Source organism: Hydrogenophaga aquatica (assembly GCF_054780915.1).
In genome coordinates, this window is record NZ_BAAGVK010000003.1 from 75,883 (window position 1) to 95,235 (window position 19,353).

General features: G+C 66.3%; 19 protein-coding genes. 4 read left to right on the forward strand and 15 right to left on the reverse strand.

Going from position 1 to position 19,353, the window contains the following annotated elements; translation table 11 throughout:
* Window positions 1-33 precede the first annotated feature (33 nt).
* The 4 genes from ACYVHH_RS03690 to purE are packed head-to-tail and all read right to left on the reverse strand — an operon-like array spanning window position 34 to window position 3,294.
* A complete protein-coding gene (locus ACYVHH_RS03690; protein WP_460563707.1) occupies window positions 34-510 on the reverse strand; it encodes an SAM-dependent methyltransferase in 477 nt (158 codons plus the stop codon).
* 26 nt (window positions 511-536) lie between these two features.
* Window positions 537-1,583 carry an L-threonylcarbamoyladenylate synthase gene (locus tag ACYVHH_RS03695; protein WP_460563708.1) on the reverse strand — a complete coding sequence of 349 codons (1,047 nt, stop codon included), beginning with the start codon at window positions 1,581-1,583 and terminating at the stop codon, window positions 537-539.
* The gene (locus ACYVHH_RS03700) at window positions 1,574-2,794 is read right to left on the reverse strand and encodes a 5-(carboxyamino)imidazole ribonucleotide synthase (protein WP_460563709.1); all 1,221 of its coding nucleotides are present in this window, start codon (window positions 2,792-2,794) and stop codon (window positions 1,574-1,576) included. Before ACYVHH_RS03700 ends, ACYVHH_RS03695 begins: the two co-directional genes overlap by 10 nt.
* Complete coding sequence (gene purE / locus ACYVHH_RS03705; RefSeq protein ID WP_460563710.1) at window positions 2,791-3,294, reverse strand: 5-(carboxyamino)imidazole ribonucleotide mutase; 504 nt, start codon at window positions 3,292-3,294, stop codon at window positions 2,791-2,793. The genes ACYVHH_RS03700 and purE overlap by 4 nt, the downstream gene beginning before the upstream one ends.
* Before the next feature lie 118 nt (window positions 3,295-3,412).
* Between purE and trxA the strand changes: the two genes are divergently transcribed.
* Complete coding sequence (gene trxA / locus ACYVHH_RS03710) at window positions 3,413-4,357, forward strand: thioredoxin (RefSeq protein ID WP_460563711.1); 945 nt, start codon at window positions 3,413-3,415, stop codon at window positions 4,355-4,357.
* A 25-nt stretch (window positions 4,358-4,382) separates the two neighbouring features.
* On the opposite strand, the gene ACYVHH_RS03715 is transcribed toward trxA, so the two are convergent.
* Together ACYVHH_RS03715 and ACYVHH_RS03720 are read right to left on the reverse strand one after the other, a co-directional pair.
* A complete protein-coding gene (locus ACYVHH_RS03715) occupies window positions 4,383-6,029 on the reverse strand; it encodes a methyl-accepting chemotaxis protein (protein WP_460563712.1) in 1,647 nt (548 codons plus the stop codon).
* A gap of 68 nt (window positions 6,030-6,097) precedes the next feature.
* A complete protein-coding gene (locus ACYVHH_RS03720) occupies window positions 6,098-7,621 on the reverse strand; it encodes a CoA-acylating methylmalonate-semialdehyde dehydrogenase (RefSeq protein ID WP_460563713.1) in 1,524 nt (507 codons plus the stop codon).
* Window positions 7,622-7,727: 106 nt separating this feature from the next.
* Between ACYVHH_RS03720 and ACYVHH_RS03725 the strand changes: the two genes are divergently transcribed.
* Complete coding sequence (locus ACYVHH_RS03725) at window positions 7,728-8,678, forward strand: LysR family transcriptional regulator (RefSeq protein ID WP_460563714.1); 951 nt, start codon at window positions 7,728-7,730, stop codon at window positions 8,676-8,678.
* Here the strand turns inward: ACYVHH_RS03725 and ACYVHH_RS03730 are convergent.
* From ACYVHH_RS03730 to ACYVHH_RS03750, 5 genes are read right to left on the reverse strand one after another with little or no spacing between them, the layout of a single operon-like run.
* Window positions 8,669-10,936: an autotransporter outer membrane beta-barrel domain-containing protein gene (locus tag ACYVHH_RS03730; RefSeq protein WP_460563715.1), complete on the reverse strand. Its 2,268-nt coding sequence runs from the start codon at window positions 10,934-10,936 to the stop codon at window positions 8,669-8,671. The genes ACYVHH_RS03725 and ACYVHH_RS03730 overlap by 10 nt on opposite strands.
* Window positions 10,912-11,640 (reverse strand): PilW family protein, encoded by a 729-nt coding sequence (locus tag ACYVHH_RS03735; RefSeq protein ID WP_460563716.1) that lies wholly within the window; start codon window positions 11,638-11,640, stop codon window positions 10,912-10,914. The genes ACYVHH_RS03730 and ACYVHH_RS03735 overlap by 25 nt, the downstream gene beginning before the upstream one ends.
* Window positions 11,637-12,068, reverse strand: a complete 432-nt coding sequence (locus tag ACYVHH_RS03740; protein ID WP_460563717.1) for a hypothetical protein — start codon at window positions 12,066-12,068, stop codon at window positions 11,637-11,639. Before ACYVHH_RS03740 ends, ACYVHH_RS03735 begins: the two co-directional genes overlap by 4 nt.
* A complete protein-coding gene (locus ACYVHH_RS03745) occupies window positions 12,037-12,498 on the reverse strand; it encodes a pilus assembly FimT family protein (RefSeq protein WP_460563718.1) in 462 nt (153 codons plus the stop codon). The genes ACYVHH_RS03740 and ACYVHH_RS03745 overlap by 32 nt, the downstream gene beginning before the upstream one ends.
* A 28-nt stretch (window positions 12,499-12,526) precedes the next feature.
* Window positions 12,527-12,961 (reverse strand): type IV pilin protein, encoded by a 435-nt coding sequence (locus ACYVHH_RS03750; RefSeq protein WP_460563719.1) that lies wholly within the window; start codon window positions 12,959-12,961, stop codon window positions 12,527-12,529.
* A 385-nt stretch (window positions 12,962-13,346) separates the two neighbouring features.
* Between ACYVHH_RS03750 and ACYVHH_RS03755 the strand changes: the two genes are divergently transcribed.
* The gene (locus ACYVHH_RS03755; protein WP_460563720.1) at window positions 13,347-14,537 is read left to right on the forward strand and encodes an MFS transporter; all 1,191 of its coding nucleotides are present in this window, start codon (window positions 13,347-13,349) and stop codon (window positions 14,535-14,537) included.
* On the opposite strand, the gene ACYVHH_RS03760 is transcribed toward ACYVHH_RS03755, so the two are convergent.
* From ACYVHH_RS03760 to ACYVHH_RS03770, 3 genes are all read right to left on the reverse strand, one after another.
* Window positions 14,518-15,426, reverse strand: a complete 909-nt coding sequence (locus ACYVHH_RS03760; RefSeq protein WP_460563721.1) for a phosphoribosylaminoimidazolesuccinocarboxamide synthase — start codon at window positions 15,424-15,426, stop codon at window positions 14,518-14,520. The genes ACYVHH_RS03755 and ACYVHH_RS03760 overlap by 20 nt on opposite strands.
* Window positions 15,427-15,500: 74 nt before the next feature.
* Window positions 15,501-16,418, reverse strand: a complete 918-nt coding sequence (locus ACYVHH_RS03765; RefSeq protein WP_460563723.1) for an aldose 1-epimerase — start codon at window positions 16,416-16,418, stop codon at window positions 15,501-15,503.
* A gap of 4 nt (window positions 16,419-16,422) precedes the next feature.
* Complete coding sequence (locus tag ACYVHH_RS03770) at window positions 16,423-17,346, reverse strand: SMP-30/gluconolactonase/LRE family protein (protein WP_460563724.1); 924 nt, start codon at window positions 17,344-17,346, stop codon at window positions 16,423-16,425.
* A gap of 146 nt (window positions 17,347-17,492) precedes the next feature.
* On the opposite strand from ACYVHH_RS03770, the gene ACYVHH_RS03775 reads away from it, so the two are divergent.
* A complete protein-coding gene (locus ACYVHH_RS03775; RefSeq protein WP_460563725.1) occupies window positions 17,493-18,296 on the forward strand; it encodes an SDR family NAD(P)-dependent oxidoreductase in 804 nt (267 codons plus the stop codon).
* A gap of 30 nt (window positions 18,297-18,326) precedes the next feature.
* On the opposite strand, the gene ACYVHH_RS03780 is transcribed toward ACYVHH_RS03775, so the two are convergent.
* Window positions 18,327-19,298: a LysR substrate-binding domain-containing protein gene (locus ACYVHH_RS03780; protein ID WP_460563726.1), complete on the reverse strand. Its 972-nt coding sequence runs from the start codon at window positions 19,296-19,298 to the stop codon at window positions 18,327-18,329.
* Window positions 19,299-19,353 lie beyond the last annotated feature (55 nt).

Here is a 19,353-nt window from a genome sequence, read left to right on the forward strand (position 1 = left end):
CATGTTAGCCGCAAGCGGCATCCCCCCACGGGTTTACCAATAGTGGGTCATCAGCTCCTGCGACCAAGCGGGCTGGCTCACTTCACCGCGCGGCAGGTAGCCCGTCCACACCGGTTTGATGTCAAGCAGCGGCGTGCCGTCCACGGCGTCCAGCCCCTCAACCTCCACCGCCAGGCCATCCACACCCAGTACGCGGCAGATGGACGCGCCGATGCGGTTGGGCCGCATGCGCCCGCGCTGCGCGAAGATGCCCACGGCGGGCCAGTCGCTGCGGCCCCGGGGGTGGCGAGCGCCGGTTTCGGTGGGCTCATGGGCGTCCACGTGGAAGTAGAAAAGCACCTCCACGTGCGAGAGATCTTCCACGCCGCGCAGGCTTTCGGGTGTGAAACGTGCGGGGTCAAGCTCCAGGCGACAACGGTTGCTGCCCCAGCCGTCCTTGGTGGCCTCGCGCCGTCCACCGCGCACCAAGCCTATGGGTGTCATGGTGATGGAGGCGGGGACGTCGGGCATGCAGGAGCTCCCGTCTGGCCGGGTATTCAGGCCGCAGCGCGCTGCAGGCGGTCGCGCACGCCGTCCCAGGCGGCGTCTTCGGGCGGCGTCTCCACCCAGATGAGCTTGGTGTCGTGCCGGTCCAGCGCACGCAGCACGGCGAACAGCTCCTGCGCGCAGGCGCAGGCCTGCACAGGCATGGGTTCGATGCGCACGTGCGGGCTGGCGCTGTGCACAGGGGTGCGTGCGTACACGGCAATGTGGCGGGCGTCGGCGCCCAGCAAGTCCAGTGCAGCTTGAATTTCCGGGGCACTCATCAGGCGCACGCGGGCACTGGGTGCGTAGTGCGACGCCAGTGTGCCCGAGGCGCGCGGCGCGGCCTCGTCGCGTTCGGCCAGGGGAACGCCAGCGGCTTCTTCCAGCGCACTCACGGGGATCATCCCGGGGCGCAGCAGCACCGGCCGGCCGCGTGAGCAGTCCACAATGGTGGATTCGATGCCCACCGGGCAGGGGCCGCCGTCGAGGATGATGAGCGCGTCGTCGTCCAGCAGGGCCTGGAATTCGTCTTGCACGTGCGCGGCAGTGGTGGGGCTGACGCGCCCGAAGCGGTTGGCACTGGGCGCGGCCAGGCCTTGGATACCCGCCGTCTGGCAGGCCTGTAGCAGCGCCTGGGCCACCGGGTGCCCCGGGCAGCGCAGGCCAATGGAGTCTTGCCCGCCCGCAGCGGCCAGGCCCACGCCGGGCTGGCGCGGCAGGATGACGGTGAGCGGCCCCGGCCAGAACGCGGTCATCAACCGCTCGGCAAAGGCAGGCACGTCTTGCGCGTAGTGCTGCACGGCCGCCTGCCACTGGGCGGTGCTGCCCCCGGCCACGTGCACGATCAGCGGGTGGTCCTTGGGGCGGCCCTTGGCAGCGAAGATGCGCTCCACCGCCTCGGGCTGGTCGGCGTCGGCCGCCAGGCCGTAGACGGTTTCGGTGGGCATGCCCACCAGGGCGCCGCGCCGCAGCGCGTCCACGGCGCACGCCAAGGCCTCCTCGGCGCTCTCGGTTGCAGAGCCGCCAAGCAGTGCCCGGGCGTCCAGCGTCAATGCCATGGCGCTATGCCCAGAATGCGCGCGGCCTGGGCGGCGGTGTCCTGCACCTGCGCCAGCGTTGCGCCGGTGATGTTGAGGTGGCCCATCTTGCGCCCCGGGCGCGCGTCCAGCTTACCGTACAGGTGCAGGTGGGTGCCAGGCAGCGCCAGTATGGCTGCCCATTCGGGCGTGCGGGGCTGGCCGTCATGGAACCACAGGTCGCCCAAAATGTTGAGCATGACGGTGGGGCTGTGCAGGCGCGGCGCCACCAGCGGCAGGCCGGCCATGGCGCGCACCTGCAGCTCGAACTGCGACACGTCGCAGGCGTTGAGGGTGTAGTGGCCGCTGTTGTGCGGGCGTGGTGCCATTTCGTTGACCACCAGCGCGCCGTGGGCGCTGCCGTCGTCGATGACGAAATACTCCACGCACAGCACGCCCACGTAGCCCAGTTGGTGGGCAATGGCCTCGGTGGCCTGGCGCGCCCGCTGTGCCAGTTCGGCGGGCACGTTGCCTTCAAACACCTCGGTCACGGCCAGAATGCCGTCGCGGTGCAGGTTGCGCTGCACCGGGAATCCCACCACCTGTCCGTCGGCGCCACGCGCCACGATGACCGACAGCTCGGCCTTGAGCGGCAGAAGCTTTTCCAGCACGCAGGGCACGCGGCCCATGCGCTCCCAGGCGGCAGCAAGTTCAGCACGGTCTTTCACGCGGGCCTGGCCCTTGCCGTCGTAGCCCAGGCGCGCGGTCTTCAGAATGCCGGGCAGCAGATCGGCGGGCACGGCCTGCAGCAGCGCTTCGTTTTCGATGGCGGCGTAGGGCGCGGGGCCCACACCACCGGCCTGTGCGCAGGCCACGAAATGGGCTTTTTCGGCAATGCGGTCTTGCGCCACGGCCACGGCGGTGGCCGCCGGGGCCACGGGGCGGTGCGCGCCCAGCGTCATCAGCGCCGGGGCGGGCACGTTCTCGAATTCGGTGGTGATCGCTTCGCAGCGCTGCATCAGCTGCGCCAGGCCTTGCTCGTCCTCGTAGCCGGTCTGCACGTGGTAGTGGCTCACCAGGCCTGCGGGGCTGGCCGGGTCGGGGTCCAGCACAGCGGTGAAGTAGCCCATCTCCTGGGCGGCCTGCACGAACATGCGGCCCAACTGGCCACCGCCCATCACGCCCAGCGTGGCCATCTGGCCGTTGGCGCCCATCTGGCCGGGCAGGATGGTCTTGCGTGCGCCCTGGCTCATGCGGCCTCCGGCGGGGGCAGGGTCATGGCGCGCGCGGCCTCGGTCTGCGCGGCGCGGAAGGCCTGCAACTGCTGCAGCAGCGCCGGGTCTTCGTTGGCCAGCATGGCCACGGCAAACAGCGCTGCGTTGGCAGCACCGGCTGCGCCGATGGCGAAGGTTGCCACCGGAATGCCCTTGGGCATCTGCACAATGCTGTGCAGCGAATCCACGCCCGACAGTGCCTTGGTCTGTACCGGCACACCCAGCACCGGCACCGTCGTCTTGGACGCCAGCATGCCCGGCAGGTGGGCCGCGCCGCCTGCACCGGCCACAATGGCCTTCAGGCCCCGGCCCGCCGCAGCTTCGGCGTAGGCGAACATGTCATCGGGCATGCGGTGCGCCGAGACGACCCGTGCCTCGTGGGCCACGCCAAACTGTTGGAAAATCTGAACCGCGTGCTTCATGGTCTCCCAATCGCTGTTGGAACCCATCACCACGCCGACTTGCACCTTTGCGCTCATTGCCGCTCCATGAAAGTTGGGATTTTACGTTTCGCCCCCACTTGAGGCGACAATGCCGCTGCACGGCCACACCGTGCCCCCGTGCGTACCCCTTAGCCCATTCCCTTGCCGCACTGCCATGATCGACGTCACCATTGCCAACTTTGAAACCGAAGTCATCGAGGCTTCCCAGCACGTGCCGGTGCTGGTGGACTTCTGGGCGCCCTGGTGCGGCCCCTGCAAGTCGCTGGGCCCCGTGCTGGAAAAGGTGGAAGCTGCCTACGGTGGGCGGTTCAAACTGGTCAAGATCAATTCCGACGACGAGCAGCAGCTCGCGGCGGCCTTTGGTATCCGCAGTATTCCCACCTGCGTGCTGATGGTCAACGGCCAGCCGGTGGACGGCTTCATGGGCGCCTTGCCCGAAGGCCAGGTCAAGGCCTTTCTGGACAAGCACCTGCCTCCGGCAGACGAGGTACAGGAAGAAGCCCTGGCGCCCGAGGCGGACGACGCCCCGGAAGGCAGTCTGCTGGAAAAACTGGCCCATCAGTTGGCGCAGGATCCGTCCAACAACGACGTGCGCTTTGAATACGTGAAGCACCTGATCGCCGAAGGTCACTTCGAGGAAGCCGAGGTGGCACTGGCCCCGGCCCTGGCGCAAATCCCGCTGCAACTGCGCTTCGAGGCGCTGTCGCACTGGCTCAACGCCCTGCTCTTCACCGGCAACGACCCGCGCGGCCAGTGGACCATCGCCCAGTTCGACGAGGCCATTGCCCAGAACAAGCGCGACTTCGACACCCGCTTCGCCAAGAGCCGCGTCCTCATCGCCATGGGCGACTGGCCCGCCGCCATGGAAGAGCTGCTGGAAATCATCATGCGTGACAAGCAGTGGGCCGAGGAAGCCCCGCGCAAGACCTACGTGGGCCTGCTGGAACTGATGACGCCGCCCAAGCCGCGCGACGCGGGTGCGGTGCCGGGCAAGACGGCAGGCGGCATTGAACTGGCCAGCCATGCCGCCGCTGCGCAGGACCCGCAGGCGGAACTGGTGTCGCGCTACCGCCGCAAGCTCAGCATGGCGTTGAACTGAGCGCGCTGCAGAGGCCTGGCGGTGTTCAGGCCGGCAGCTGCAGGCGCGGCTTGCTCAGCAAGGGCAAGCTGGCTTTGCGGCTTGATGTGGCCACGGTCACGGACTCCGTGACTGCGTGAGCCTGGTTCAACCGGAACACCGACACCGCCTCCACCATCTGCGCGGCCTGCTGCTTCAGGCTTTCGGCCGCGGCCGAGCTTTGCTCCACCAGCGCGGCGTTCTGCTGCGTGGTGCGCTCCATGTCGCCAATGGCTTGGCTGATCTGGCTCACGCCTTCACTCTGTTCCACGCTGGCGCTGCTGATTTCACCCACGATGTCGGTCACGCGCTGGATGGCCACGACGATTTCCTGCATGGTCTCGCCCGCCTGATCAACCAGCGTGCTGCCCTGCTCCACCCGCGCCACGCTGGTGTTGATAAGTTCCTTGATCTGGCGTGCTGCTTCGGCGCTGCGCTGCGCCAGGCTGCGCACCTCGCCCGCCACCACGGCAAAGCCGCGTCCCTGCTCCCCGGCGCGCGCTGCCTCCACGGCGGCGTTGAGCGCCAGGATGTTGGTCTGGAAGGCGATGCCGTCGATGACGCTGATGATGTCGGCGATCTTGCGTGAGCTGTCGTTGATCTCGCGCATGGTCGTCACGACCTGGTGCACCACGTCGCCGCCACGGGTAGCGATGGCCGACGCGCCCTGGGCCAGCTGGTTGGCCTGGCGGGCGTTGTCGGCGTTGTGCCGCACGGTGCCGTCCAGCCGCTCCATGGACGCGGCGGTTTGCTCTAGTGCGGCCGCCTGCTGCTCGGTCCGCACCGACAGGTCTGCGTTGCCCTGGGCGATCTCGGCGCTGGCGGTGGCCACGCTGTCGGCGTTGTGGCGCACCGTGGTCACCACCCGGGTGAGGCTGGCCTGCATCTCGCGCAGGTGCGACATCAGGCTGGAGTGGTCGCCCGAGCGCAGGCGAATGGCCGCCGTCAGGTCGCCGCGCGCCACGCCCTGCACCAGGTCGGCCGCCGCGCCGGGTTCGGCGCCCAACTCTCGCACCAGACCGCGCACCGTCATCCAGCCCAACGCCACCGCCAGGGCCAGGCCCGCCGCAACGGCGCCGATGGCGATGGCCCTGATGCCTTGGTAACGGCCCGTGGCGTTGTCGTATTCCTGCCGGGCCTGGTCGATCTGCAGCTGAGCCAGCGCGTCCATGTCGTGCTTGGCCGATTCGTACAGCTGCGGCAGGGTGCGGCCCAGCAGCTGTTTGGCTTGCGAAAGATCGTAGGTCGCCACCGCCTGCATGGTGGGGTTGAGGCCTTCGTTCAGGAACTTGCTGTAGTTCTCGTTGAACTGCTGCACCAGCTTCGCCTCGTCGTCCGAGAAGGGGCCCGTCGAGTAGTTCTTCCACAGGTCGGCGATCTCTTCGGTGCTCTTCCTGATGATCTGTTGCGCCGCTTCGATGTTCTCAGGTGTGGGGATGGCCAGCGGCATGGTCACGGCCAGGCGGCTGGCGAGCAGATCGGACTGGATGCGGCCCAGGTAGGTGGCGGGCACCGTGCGGTCCAGATAGACCACGCGCAGCCCTTCGTTGGCGCGGGAGATGCCGTACAGGCCCAGCAGGCCAATACCCAGCAACAGCACGGACAGCAAGCCGACAAGCAGGCTCAGGCGGGAGGAGATCGTGAGTTTTTTCATGCGCACAACGAAAAAAGGGTGACCGCCCATCTTAGAGAACGATCACCCCGGCTGGTATCGGGAAATTCCTACTTGGATGTAGGCATCACGAATTCCGCGCCCTTGGCAATGCTCTCGGGCCAGCGCTGCATGATGGACTTCTGCTTGGTGTAGAAGCGCACGCCTTCTTCGCCATAGGCATGCGTGTCGCCAAAGAGCGAACGCTTCCAGCCGCCGAAGCCGTGCCAGGCCATGGGCACGGGGATGGGCACGTTGATGCCCACCATGCCCACCTGGATGCGGCGGGCGAATTCGCGCGCCACGTTGCCGTCGCGGGTGAAGCAGGCGGTGCCGTTGCCGAACTCGTGGTCGTTGATGAGCTGCACAGCCTCGGCGAAGTCCTTCACGCGCACACAGGCCAGCACCGGGCCGAAGATTTCTTCCTTGTAGATGCGCATGTCGGGGGTGACGTGGTCGAACACCGTGCCGCCCAGCCAGAAGCCGTTCTGGCACCCGTTGCCAGCGCGTTCGCCATCAAAGCCCCGGCCATCGACCAGCAGCTTGGCGCCTTCCTTCACGCCCTGTTCGATGTAGCCAGTGATGCGCTGGCGCGCCACGTCGGTCACGATGGGGCCCATTTCGGCGGCCAGGTTCATGCCATCGAGCACCTTGAGTTCCTTGGTGCGTTCGATCAGCTTGGGCATGACCTTCTCTGCCACGTCGCCCACCAGCACAGCCACCGAGATGGCCATGCAGCGCTCGCCAGCGGAACCAAAGGCGGCGCCGATCAGCGCGTCCACCACCTGGTCGATGTCGGCGTCGGGCATGACGACCATGTGGTTCTTGGCGCCGCCCAGGGCTTGCACGCGCTTGCCGTGGCGCGCACCGGTTTCGTAGATGTAGTTGGCAATGGGGGTGGAGCCCACAAAGCTCACGGCCTTGACGTCGGGGTGGTCCAGCAGCGCGTCCACGGCCACCTTGTCGCCTTGCACCACGTTGAACACGCCGTCGGGCAGGCCTGCCTGCTTGAGCAGGTCGGCAATGTAAAGCGAGGGCGAGGGGTCGATCGGGCTGGGCTTGAGCACGAAGGTGTTGCCGCAGGCAATGGCCACGGGGAACATCCACATGGGCACCATCACTGGGAAGTTGAACGGGGTGATGCCCGCCACCACGCCCAGCGGCTGGCGCATGGTCCAGTTGTCGATGTTGGTGGAGACCTGTTCGGTGTAGTCCCCCTTGAGCAGTTGCGGAATGCCGCAGGCGAACTCGACGATCTCGATGCCGCGCGTGACTTCGCCCTGCGCGTCGGTGAAGACCTTGCCGTGCTCGGCGGTGATCATGCGGGCCAGCTCGTCGCGGTGCTGGTTGAGCAGCTCCAGGAACTTGAACATGACACGCGAGCGGCGCAGCGGCGGGGTGTCGGCCCAGGCCGGGAAAGCTGCTTGCGCGGCGGCCACGGCGGCAGCCACGTCGGCGGCTTCGCCCAGGCGCACCTGACGCGCCACCACGCCCGTGGCGGGGTTGAACACGGGCTGGGTGCGCTCGCTCTGGCCTGCGGTGCGTTGGCCAGCAATGTATTGCGCCACTTCGGCGTTGTCGGTGTAAGGGGTCATGCGGGTCTCCATATCAAGGGGAATGGCTGCCAGTGTAGGGAGCGTGCCCTTGCCTGCCTAGACGAAATGCCTGAACACATTGTTCTGTTTGATGAACAATAGAGACATGAAAGACGAAAAAATCCACGCCTACTGGGGGCATCTGCACTGGCTCACGGTGCTGGCGCAGCACGGCAGCTTCACGGCGGCTGCCGCGCGCCTGGGTGTGAGCAAGGCGGCCATGAGCCAGCGCGTGGCCGAGCTGGAGCGTGTGGCCGGGGTGCCGCTGGTGCGCCGCACCACGCGCAGCGTGCGCCTGACGGAGGCGGGCCAGCGCCTTGTGGACGAGGTGCGCGGGCCGTTCGAGCACATCGCGCAGACCTTTGACGAGGTGAGCGACCAGGCGGCGCAGCCACGTGGCCTGTTGCGCGTGACGGCACCGGTGGCGCTGGCGCGGCAGCAGTTGGTGCCACACTTGGCGGCCTTCCTGCGGCAATACCCCGACATCCGGCTGGAGCTGGACCTGTCAGACCGGTTGAGTTCGCTGGCCACCGAGGGGTTTGACCTGGCCATTCGCCACACCGCGCAGCCGCCCGACACGCACGTGGCCTGGCGCCTGTGCGGCACGCGCAGCGTGCTGGTAGCCAGCCGTGCCTACCTGCGCCGCCAGGGCACGCCGGTTCAGCCCGAAGACTTGCTGCAGCACAACTGCCTGCACTACCCGCGTGCGCCCGCCACCCCCACCTGGACCTTCGAGGCCCTGGAAGGCGTTCGTGCTGGGGAGCGCCAGACGCTGCCGGTCACGGGTTCGCTGTCAGCCAACAACAGTGAGGCCCTGCGCGACGCCGCACTGGCCGGGCTGGGCGTGGCCTTGTTGCCCGACTTCAGCGCGCAGCAGGCGCTGCGCGCCGGGCAGTTGGTGCAGGTGCTGCCCGGCTGGAAGCCCGTGGGCGCCTTTGCCGAGCATCTGTACGCGCTGCGGCCCTACGCGCCGTACGTGCCCCGTGCCGTCACGGCGCTGGTGGAATACCTGCGGCAGGCGCTGGCGGCGGGGTTCGGGGAGGAACTTCAGCGGTAGCTGGTCCAGAAGACACGGGTCTGGTTCAGGGGGTGAGCGGGGCCGCCAGGGCCGCCGGGCCCTTTGTCTTCTTCACAGCCGTGAACCGGGTCCATGCACACGTTGTCGTCGGCATTGAAGGTGCTCGGCGTGTTGCGCAGGTCGATCACGGTCTTGCCGCTCCAGGTGTTGGCCCGCGTGTTGTTCCAGCCGCTGGTCGTCGTGCCCAGGCCACTGACGAGGATGATGCCGTGTACCGTCGTTCCCCCGCTGGTGGTCAGGCGGTCGCCAGCAAGCACGTTCCCGTAAATCTCGTTGGCAGCATCCAGTGCGATCAAACCGCCTACGTAGGTGCCAGGCGTGCTGTAGCCGCCTGCAATCAGGGCGGCGTTACCCAAGCTCTTCGACACAAACTGGTGATTGGTGAAGTCGCAGAACTGTTTCGGGTACATCCCGGCGAGCCGGCTGTCGCGGGTGAGGGCGTAATTCCCGACGCCTGTATCGCTGCACACCACGCTGTAGCCTGCGTAGTTGGGCGCGTAGACCTTGGTTGAACCCGATGTGTTGATGCTGCCTGCGACAGCGAAGGTGTTGAAGTACACACCGACGCCCAGGTTCAGGTCCCGGTCGAACCACACCACGCCTGGCGCGAGTGACTGACCGTTCAATGACCACTTGTTGCTCCACGCAGAGGGGGCTTCGATGCACCCGTTCTGGGGGCTGTAGCCCTGGCACAGGGTGCGGGCAGTGTGCCATTCGGAATCTGCGCACATGCCGCTGCTGTTGACACTGGTGCAAAGGTGGTCTGGGTAGTAGTTGTAATCGCGGTAGACCGTGCCCAGGTAGTAGGTGCCGTCAGCCACGCCAGACACGTTCTTCACCGTGACCTTGCGCTTGCCATCCTCGTAGGTGAACACGAAGTTGGCGGAATCTTTCAGGGTGTAGACGTCCACCGTTGGGGCTGACGGGGCAGGGAAATCGATATCTGCCACTTTCATCTTGGGGACCGACACCTCGAGCGAAGAATCCTGTGTGATGAGGACGCGGGTGCCGTCTGGTGCGGGTGAGATGTTGCCCTTGACGGAGCCCCCGTAGGCCACGTTGCCGTTCACGTAGCTGAAGTTTCCCCCGCCTTTCACCGTGCCTTGCACACCCACCCACCACGTGCCATTCAGGGTGATGTTGCCCTGGGCGGTCAGCGTCTGGACATTGCCATTCTCCGACAGCGTGGCGTTACCCCGGGTGTTGATCACGGTGTTGTAGTTGGGGCCTTTGTAGAGCACGTTGCCATTGGCATTGATGAGGATGTTCAGGTTGCTCAGCGCCGCGTTGCCGCCGCCCAGCGAGGACAGGTAGTCCACATTGCCTTGCGCATTGACGGTCTTGGCCAGATTGCCGCCGCTCTTGACCACGACGTCCCCTTGGGTTTCCAGGTAGTCGACCACCGTGGCATTGCCCTCAAGGGTCACGTTGCCGTTGGCCTTGACGGTTGCCACGGCTGCGCTGAAGTTGTCGCCAGCCGCGTTGTTCTGCAGGGTGACCGAGCCCTTGACCTGCGCCAGCCCCGCGGTTGCGCCACCCGTCATGAGGAGGTTGCCGTTGGTGCAGATCTCGTTCACAAAGACGGATGAACCGATGGATACGTTGCCGCCAGCACATATCTTGGATATGGTCTGGATGCTCGCGCCGCCGCCGTTGCCCAGGTCCACGTTGCCCGACACCCAAAGCTCGCGGTTTTCTCCCAGCACTTCAATGCCGCCCGTCATGTTGAGGTCGCCGTTGATGTAAAGCTTGGTGGCGGCGTCTGCGCCACCGCCACCGTTCGGGCCTGGGCCAGCGGGTGGCCCGGCAGGGTTGGCGCCTGCCGATGGCACCGCGAACATGACGCGTACCGTGGCGTTGGTGCCCACCCCTGTTCCCGTGATGTCGGCAACCACGCGGAATTCGGTGCCCGCCAAGGCGCTGGAGACGATCTTGGCGTCCACGTTGGCCAGGCCGTTGACCGCCAGTGGCCCGGCGCGCAGCGCCTGAAGCTCGTCGGCTGTCAGCATGCTCAGGTAGCGGCGAACTACTTCCACGCCGTCCCAGGCGCGGGTAACGGCCTGGGTGTTGGCGTGCAGGCTGGTCTGCTGGTCTTGTGCTGAACGGATGGAGTGCATCCCCACGGCGGTGAGCGCCAGAGCCCCCATGCCCGCCAGCATCACCAGCAGCACGTTGATGAAACCCGCCTGCGCACGGCGCGGCAGCGGGCGGTTCACTGGCAGATGTTGGGTACGCATGATGTGACCGAGGAGGAGAGGTTGTCCATGCTCTGGCCCGCAGACACGATGACCCGCAGCCCCGGGCCTGCGGCCATCCGCCCATAAGGCGCGCAGGAAGGTACGCGTTGCACACCGAACTGAATGGCTTTGCCAGCGGCGGAAAGCGTTCCGGCCTGCACGACGGGGATGATTTCATTCGCGTGCCAGGTGCTGGACCAGCTGGACGCGTCGGTGCAGGTCTTTTCTGCCAAGCGGAAAAGACCGCCGTTGGTGGCGAACAGCCCGGTGCACTTGCTGGCGCCCGCGTCGTCCTTGAAGTGCCAGAAAACGGCGTTGCCGTTCACGGCCGCTGCGCCTGCGGCTCCGATGGCGACGGCATCGCCGCTCATGGAGGTGCTGTCGTCGGCCGCGAAACCAGCACCGTTGGCCAGGACAAAGTCGGTGTTGGCTGTGCCAGCAGGGCCTGCCGCACCGTCAATGCAGCTGTTGCCAGCCGGGGCCTCCACTCCCCAGCCCGCGCGTTGCATTTCCAGTTCCGACACCAGCAAGGCGGTGGCCACCTGCCCGTCCAGCGCGCTGTTTGTCCGCGTCTGAATGACGGCCTTGGCCTGCGTCTTGAAAATGCTCATGATGGACAGCGCGGCGAACAGGCCCAGCATCAGCCCCACCATCGTTGCGATCAGGCTGATGCCAGCTTGCCTGGCCCGGCTTGGCAGCGTCATTGCGACACCTCGATGGTGCCCGCGCCCCCGAACAACGCTTGCGAAGTCACCGACAGGGTGATGCGGTTTTCCAGCGAGTGGTCCATGGTGACTGTCTTGCCGCCCACGGTGACGTTGTCTCCAGCCCGGCTGCCGCACTGCACCGTCACGTCCAGGGCTTGCCCGCCAACGTTGACCAAAGGGGTGGTGTTGCATAGCGCGGGCCCCAGCTGGGACAGCATGCTGCGCATCTGCACGGCCGCCAGGTTCTGCATGCCTCCCTGCGTCTGGACGACGGTGGCACGCGCCGCAACGTAGGCTGGACCCAGCCCGATGACGCAGGCCAGCAGCATGGCCACCAGGGCGTCCAGCAGCACGTCACCCTTTTGGGTGGTACGGTTGCGAACGCCGCTGCGTTTACTTGCCGCCGAGACTTTTATCCACAACATGGCTGCTGCCTCTTGAAATAGTGATGCTCAGACTGGTCGAACAAGCCCCGTAAGCGGTGGGAACGCCCCGGTTGTTCAGGGCGATGCAGGAGAAATCGCTCTCGCCCGTCTTGACCTGGGTGCCCGGGTGGCCTGCCAGACTGGCGCGCCAAGCGGCATTGGTGCCGCAAGTGAATGCCGTGCTGCTGACGCTCTGGGCGTAGATGACGCCGTTGGCAATGCACATGGCGGCGGCTGGTGCGTTCAGGGCCTGGTTGGTTTCGTTGCGCAGTGCCAATGCCCGTGTCTTGGCAAAAGCCTGGGTGACCTGTCCGCTGGCTTCGTTGACGCGGGCGTCGTCAATCCAGCTCTGGGTCAGTGACGTACCCAGTGCGGCAATGGCAGCCAATATGGCCAGGGTGACCAGCAGTTCTATCAGGGTGAAGCCCATGCTTCCCCTTCGATAGGGGCGTGTGGTGTCAGAGCCAGCCGTTGCCCGCAATGTCGCAACCATTGGATGCCCTGGTGTTGTCTTGCGTGAGAGTCAGCGCGCAGCCTGAGACGACGGAAGTCGCGCCCGTTGCCTTCAGGGTGTAGGTGGTGCCGCTCTGTGCCGAAATCGTGTAGGTGAAATCGTCGGCCTGGGCCGGGGTCCAGTTGCTCAGTGCCGTTTTGGTGGCCGCGGTGGTGGTGGTGGCCGCCGGGTATGCCAGTTTCTGCTGGTAGTTGTTTTCCATGGCCAGCGCCATGGCGGTCAGGTCGCTCTGCGCCGCACGGATTTTTTGGCGTTTGACGTAATTGCTGTAGCTCGGCATGGCAATGGCCGCCAGAATGCCAATGATGACGACCACGACCATGATTTCAATGAGCGTGAATCCCCGAACGAACCTGGTGCGAAAGAGTTTGTTGCCCATAGATCAATAACATGGAATATTGATTTGGGCATTTGTCACATTTATGAGAAATCGCCCAAAAAAATTCTATCTATGCCATGGTTTTGGGTGGGAAAAAGTTCCAGTCGGTTTTTAATTGATAGGTATTTGTCTGAATTTTTTGAAGTGACGTATTAATTTTTTGATTTTTCTATTGATTGACTAGGCAAAATTCACGAATTGGCTCATGAAAGGCGTTGTCGATTTCTGTGTCCATTTCGCCATTCGTCACATTCCTTTTGGGCAACAAAAAACCCGGATCGCTGAAGGGCGCCGGGCCGTTCTTGAAGACCCAGAAGCGGTTGGGCCCAGCCATGACGTTCAGGTGGTAGCCATGTGGCTCCGGGTGTGGCTTACAGTCGGCACCATGTCAACCCTGTCTGCGCGCACTTCGGTGGTGGTCCGGCTGGGCGTCGCGCAGACGCTGGCGTGGGCCTCTTCTTACTACCTGCCTGCCGTGCTGGCTCCGGCCATGGCGGCCGACTTGAGGGTGTCGCCTTCGCTGGTGTTCGGCGCTTTCTCGGTGGCGTTGGTGGTGACCGCGCTGTGCGGGCGCTGGGCCGGACGGCTGATCGATCGGTACGGCGGGCGGCCGGTGCTCGTGGGTACCAATGTGCTGTTTGCCGCCGGGCTGGCTGGCATGGCGCTGGCCGAAGGGCCCTTGGGCCTGGGGTTGGCCTGGGTGGTGATGGGCTTGGCGATGGCGGGAGGGCTTTACGAAGGGGCTTTCAGTGCACTGGTACGCCTGTACGGGCACGAGGCCCGCAGCAGCATCACCGGCATCACGCTGATCGCGGGCCTGGCCAGCACGGTGGGCTGGCCGTTGAGCGCCTGGGCCGAGCAAGCCTGGGGCTGGCGTGGTGCATGCCTGCTGTGGATGGGCCTGCACCTGCTGGTTGCCTTGCCGCTGAATGCTTCGCTGCCGCGCGCCACCCCGCACGTGCCAGTGCCGCAGTCCGACGGCGGCGCAGCATCTGGCAGCGCCAGTGCGGCCTTGTCCTCACCCTGGCCGACGGTACTGCTGGCCACCGTGTTCGCGCTGGCCTGGTTCGTCAGCACGGCCATGGCCGCGCACCTGCCACGCCTGTTGCAGGCGCATGGCCTGACGCTGGGTGTGGCGCTGGGGTTGGCCGCACTGGTGGGACCGGCCCAGGTGGCCGGGCGTTTGCTGGAGTTTGGCCTGTTGCGCAAGGCGCACCCGCTGCTGTCGGCCCAGTTGGCCACGTTGACACATCCCGTGGGGGCACTGCTGTTCATGGGCCTGGGCGCGCCTGCGGCTTGGCTGTTCACCGTGCTGCATGGGGCGGGCAACGGCATCCTTACCATCGCCAAGGGCACGTTGCCACTGGCGATCTTCGGCGCGCAAGGCTATGGCGCGCGCCAGGGTGTGCTGATGGCCCCGGCGCGGCTGGCACAGGCGCTGGCGCCGTTCCTGTTCGGGCTGGTGCTTGACCGCTTCGGCGGCACCGTGGCGCTCTGGGTGTCGTCCATGGCGGGGTTGACAGCCCTGTGCGCGCTGCGCTGGCTCCAGCGCGGGCTCAGCCCAGCAGCCGCTTGAGCGCTTCCTGGTACTTGGCGGCGGTCTGCTCGATCACCTCGCGTGGCAGGCGCGGCGCGGGGGCAGTCTTGTTCCAGGGGCGGCCGTCCACGTGGGCGGTTTCCAGCCAGTCGCGCAGGAACTGCTTGTCGAAGCTGGGCGGGTTGCTGCCTTCAGCGTAGCTGTCGGCGGGCCAGTAGCGCGAGCTGTCGGGCGTCAGCACCTCATCCATGAGCACCAGGGTGCCGTCCTTGTCCAGGCCGAATTCGAACTTGGTGTCGGCAATGATGATGCCCTTGGTGGCGGCGTATTCGGCGGCAGCCTGGTACAGGCGGATGGAGATGTCGCGGATCTTGGCAGCCAGCTCGGGGCCGATCATCTCCACCGTCTTTTCGAAGGTGATGTTCTCGTCGTGCTCGCCCATTTCGGCCTTGGCCGCCGGGGTATAGATGGGCGCGGGCAGTTTGCTGGCGTTCTTCAGGCCCTCGGGCAGGGGCACGCCGCACACGCTGCGGCTTTCCTGGTATTCCTTCCAGCCGCTGCCAGCCAGGTAGCCGCGCACCACCGCCTCCACGGGAATGGGCTTGAGCCGTTTGACCAGCATGGAGCGGCCGCGCACCAGCGGTTTTTCCGCGTCGCTCACCACGCTTTCAGGGTCTTGGCCGGTGAGGTGGATGGGGCAGATGTTCTGGCCTTTGGGGCCGAGCAGGTCGAACCAGAACAGGCTGAGGCGCGTCAGCAGTTCGCCCTTGCCGGGAATGGGTTCGCCCATGATCACGTCGAACGCGCTGATGCGGTCGGATGCGACCATGAGGATGCGGTCGTCGCCCACGGCGTAGTTGTCGCGCACCTTGCCGCGCGCGAGCAGGGGCAGGGAAGTCAGGGCCGAGGTGTGCAGGGCTGTGGTCATGGTCGGGATTCCGGGAGTGCGCAACAAAAAAGCCCGTTGAACGGCCAACGGGCTGTGGGGACTGTTCGGGCCAATTATCGCAAGAAACCCCAGCGCAGGCGCAGTTGCATTTCCTCCCCGGGCTGCAGGGTGATCCAGCCCGGCTGGCCGGGCAGATGCGCCGCGTTGATGGGGTGGCTGACTGGCTCGAAGCAGAAAACGTCGCTGTCCCCGGGGGTGTAGAGGATGGCGTCCAGCCGGTTGGGCGCGCCGGGGGCCAGCAGTTCTGCGCTGACCTGCAAGGTCAGGTCGCGCTCGGGCCAGCGCAGCAGGGCTTGGCCGCGCCAGTGGGCGTAGGCGTTGTCGATCACCGCGCCGCTGGGCTGCACGCCGTGGTTCAGGTTCCATCCGGGCGGGAAGTCTCGGGTCAGGGCGGTGGGCAGCTTGTGGGGGCCAGCGAGCCACACGCCATCCACCGCGGCCTGCACGCTGCACTGCGGCGTGCGCGTGAACCAGGGATGGATGCCCACGCCAAAGGGCAGTGAGCGTTCGCCCAGGTTGCGAACGCTCAAGGTCTGCAGCAGCCCGCCTGGCACCAGCTGGAAGGTTTGCATGGCCAGGTGGTGGTAGGGCGAACCCCGGTGGTGGCGCGACGTGAGGGACATCGTTGCCGTGCCGGGGCCGGTTCGTTGCAGTGCCCAGGGCTGTTGCCAGCCGTCGCCGTGGATGGGATACGGGTCGAATTGGGTGTTGGGCTGCAGCGGGTGGAAGGTACCCGCGTGGGTGAAGCCGCCGCCGCCAATCCGGTTGGACCAGGGCACCAGCGGGTAGCAGGCCATGTCGCCCGGGTCGGGCATGGCGTCGCTGTTGTCTTGGTGGCGCCAGGGCCGCCACAGGTCCAGCGGTTGCCCATCGCGCAGCCATTGCCACGCGGCCACGCTGCCACCTGCGGCGGGGCACAGCGCCAGGCGTTGTTCGGCGTGTTCCAGCCAGTGCAGGGTCGGGGTTGCCATGGGGTCACCCTGCGAAGCGGTTGGCCAGCTTACCGGGTTCTGCTACGTCGAAGGCGAACAGCCCACCCGCCAGCGGCTCACGGGCCAGGGCCTCGGCGTCCAGCCCCACGCGGGCTGAGGTGACGTAGAGCGTGCGCAGGTCTGCCCCGCCAAAGGTACAGCTGGTGACCTGGCTGACCGGCAGCGTGATGCGGCCCAGCTCGCGAGCGCTGGCCGGGTCGTGGCACGACACGCAGCTGCCGCCCCAGTGGCAGATCCAGATGCGGCCGGCAGCGTCGGTGCACATGCCGTCGGGCACGCCGTCATCTGGCCCGAACTGCAGCCAGACGCGGCGGTTGGCCAAACTGCCTGTGGCGGCGTCGAAGTCGTAGGCCAGCACGCGGCCGTTGACGGTGTCGTTGAACAGCAGGGTGCGCTGGTCGACCGTCCAGGTGGGCCCGTTGGTGACGGCAAAGCCGCTGTCGTGGCGGGTGGCCTGGCCGCTGGCGTCCACGCGGTACAGCGAGCCGGTGGGTTGTTCGCAGCCAAAGTCCATGGTCCCGGCCCAGAAGCGCCCTGCGGCGTCGCACTTGCCATCGTTGCAGCGGTTCCCCGGCAGGTTGGCGTCCAGCGGGCACAGGTAGTGTGGCGGGGTGCCGGGGTCGGCCGGGCTCCACAGCGCCAGGCCACGGCGCAGGGCCAGCACCAGGCCGGGTGTGCTGGCGCGTTCGGCCAGGGCCGACACCTCTTCGGCGAACTTCCACGAATCCCGCGCACCAGTGGCCAGGGTGAGCCGGTGCAACTGGCGGCCCAGGATGTCCACCCAGTACAGCGCCTGTTCGCCCGGCGACCAGACCGCGCCTTCGCCCAGCTCTGCGCCCGCATTCCACACACAGGCGCCTGCGCCAGTGGCGGGCATGGCCAGGGGAAGGGGGGTGGGCAGGGTCATGGCGGTCTCCTGTGTTGTCGTCGGCGTTGCGGCTGTGTGCCTAGGCGCTTGACGTTCGGGGGATTATCAGGGCATAGTGATAACTCTTTGAGAATTTTTATTGATCAATTGATATACAAATTGCAATGACAAACGAGACATCCCCCATGCGCGCAACGCCCGGCTTGCGCCCCGTGCCCGAGCGCCAGCAGCGCGCCAGCTACCCCAGCCTGCGGGGCAAGAGCGTGTTCATCACCGGCGGTGGCAGCGGCATTGGCGCGGGCATGGTGGAGTCCTTTGCCCAGCAGGGCGCCCAAGTGGCCTTTGTGGACGTGGCCGCGCAGGCCAGTGAAGCCCTGTGCCAGCAGCTGGAACAGCAGGGCCTGCCGCGCCCGTGGTGGAAGGTGTGCGACGTGAGCGACGTTCGCGCGCTGCAGGCCGCCGTGGCCGAGGCCGCCTCTGCGAATGGCGACATCGAGGTGCTGGTGAACAACGTGGCCAGCGACCAACGCCACAAGCTGGAGGACGTGACCCCCGACTACTACGAAGACCGCATGGCCATCAACGAGCGCCCGGCCTTTTTCGCCATACAGGCGGTGGTGCCTGGCATGCGGCGGCTGGGGCGTGGCTCCATCGTCAACCTGGGGTCCACCGGGTGGCAGGGCAAGGGGGGCGACTACCCCTGCTACGCCATCGCCAAATCGTCGGTCAACGGGCTCACGCGCGGCCTGGCGCGCCCGCTGGGCAAAGACCGCATCCGCATCAACACCGTGTCGCCCGGCTGGGTGATGACCGAACGCCAGATGACCCTGTGGCTGGACGCTGCGGGCGAAGAGGACATCAAGCGCAACCAGTGCCTGCCCGACAAGCTCATGCCGCACGACATTGCCGCGATGGTGCTCTTCCTGGCGTCGGACGACGCCGAGATGTGCACGGCGCAGGAGTTTCTGGTGGATGCGGGGTGGATCTGACCGGGGCATACCCCCGGCCGGGCAGGTTGCTCAGGGGCTGGCCCACTCGTGATCGATCTTGCGGCGGTACAAGTCCTGGCAGGCCGCCTGCAGCGCACGCATCATCACCCGCGCACCGGGCGAAGGCAGCTGGTCGCGCCGCGTGATGATGCCGAAGGCGTCCATGCTGCACTGCATTTGCAGCGGCAGCAGCGCCGCCATGCCGTGCGAGGCGTAGTACTGCCCCACGGCGCAGCTGAGCACGGCGATCATGTCGCTTTGCTCCAGCATCTTGGTCACGAACAGCAGTGACGAGGTTTCGATCACGTTGATGGGCGGCGTGAGGCTTTCTTCCTGGAACATCAGGTCGAAGCGGTGGCGCAGCACGCTGCCTGCGGGCGGCGCGATCCAGCCCGCTGAGGCGACGTCGCGCAGCGTGAGTCCGGTGACCGACAGCAAGGGGTGCCCGCTGCGCACCAGCGCACAGATGGGCTCTTCGGCCAGTTGCTCGTAGCGGTACATGGCCTTGTCGTGCTCGGCGCTGAGGCGCGCCACCACCATGTCCAGCTTGCCCTGCGCCAGGCGTTGCATCAGCACCGGGCTGGTCTCGATGTCCAGCGACACGCGCAGGTTGGGGTGGTCCTGCTTGATCTGCGAAATGGCGCGCGGCAACAGTGTGATGCCTGGGGTGGTGATGGCGCCAATACCCACCTGTCCGAACAGTCCGGCCTTGAGCGCGGTGATCTCGTCGTAGGCCTGGCCCAGGTTGGCCAGCACCATGCGCGCGTGGCGGATCATCGATTCGCCATACCAGGTGGGACGCATGCCCCGCGGCAGCCGCTCGAAGAGCTCCACCTCCAGCACGTCCTCCAGGTCCTTGAGCAGCTTGGAGGCGGCGGGCTGCGTCATGTTCAGCACCTGGGCCGCGCGGTGGATGTTGCCTTCTTCGGCCAGCGCCACGAGCAGCAACAGCTGGCGGGTCTTGAGCCGAGCGCGGATGAACCAGTGGGTGTAGGGAGCCATGGCAAGTCCTGAGATACCAAAAAAAGTATCAAAACTCAGAAATATTTCATTAGAC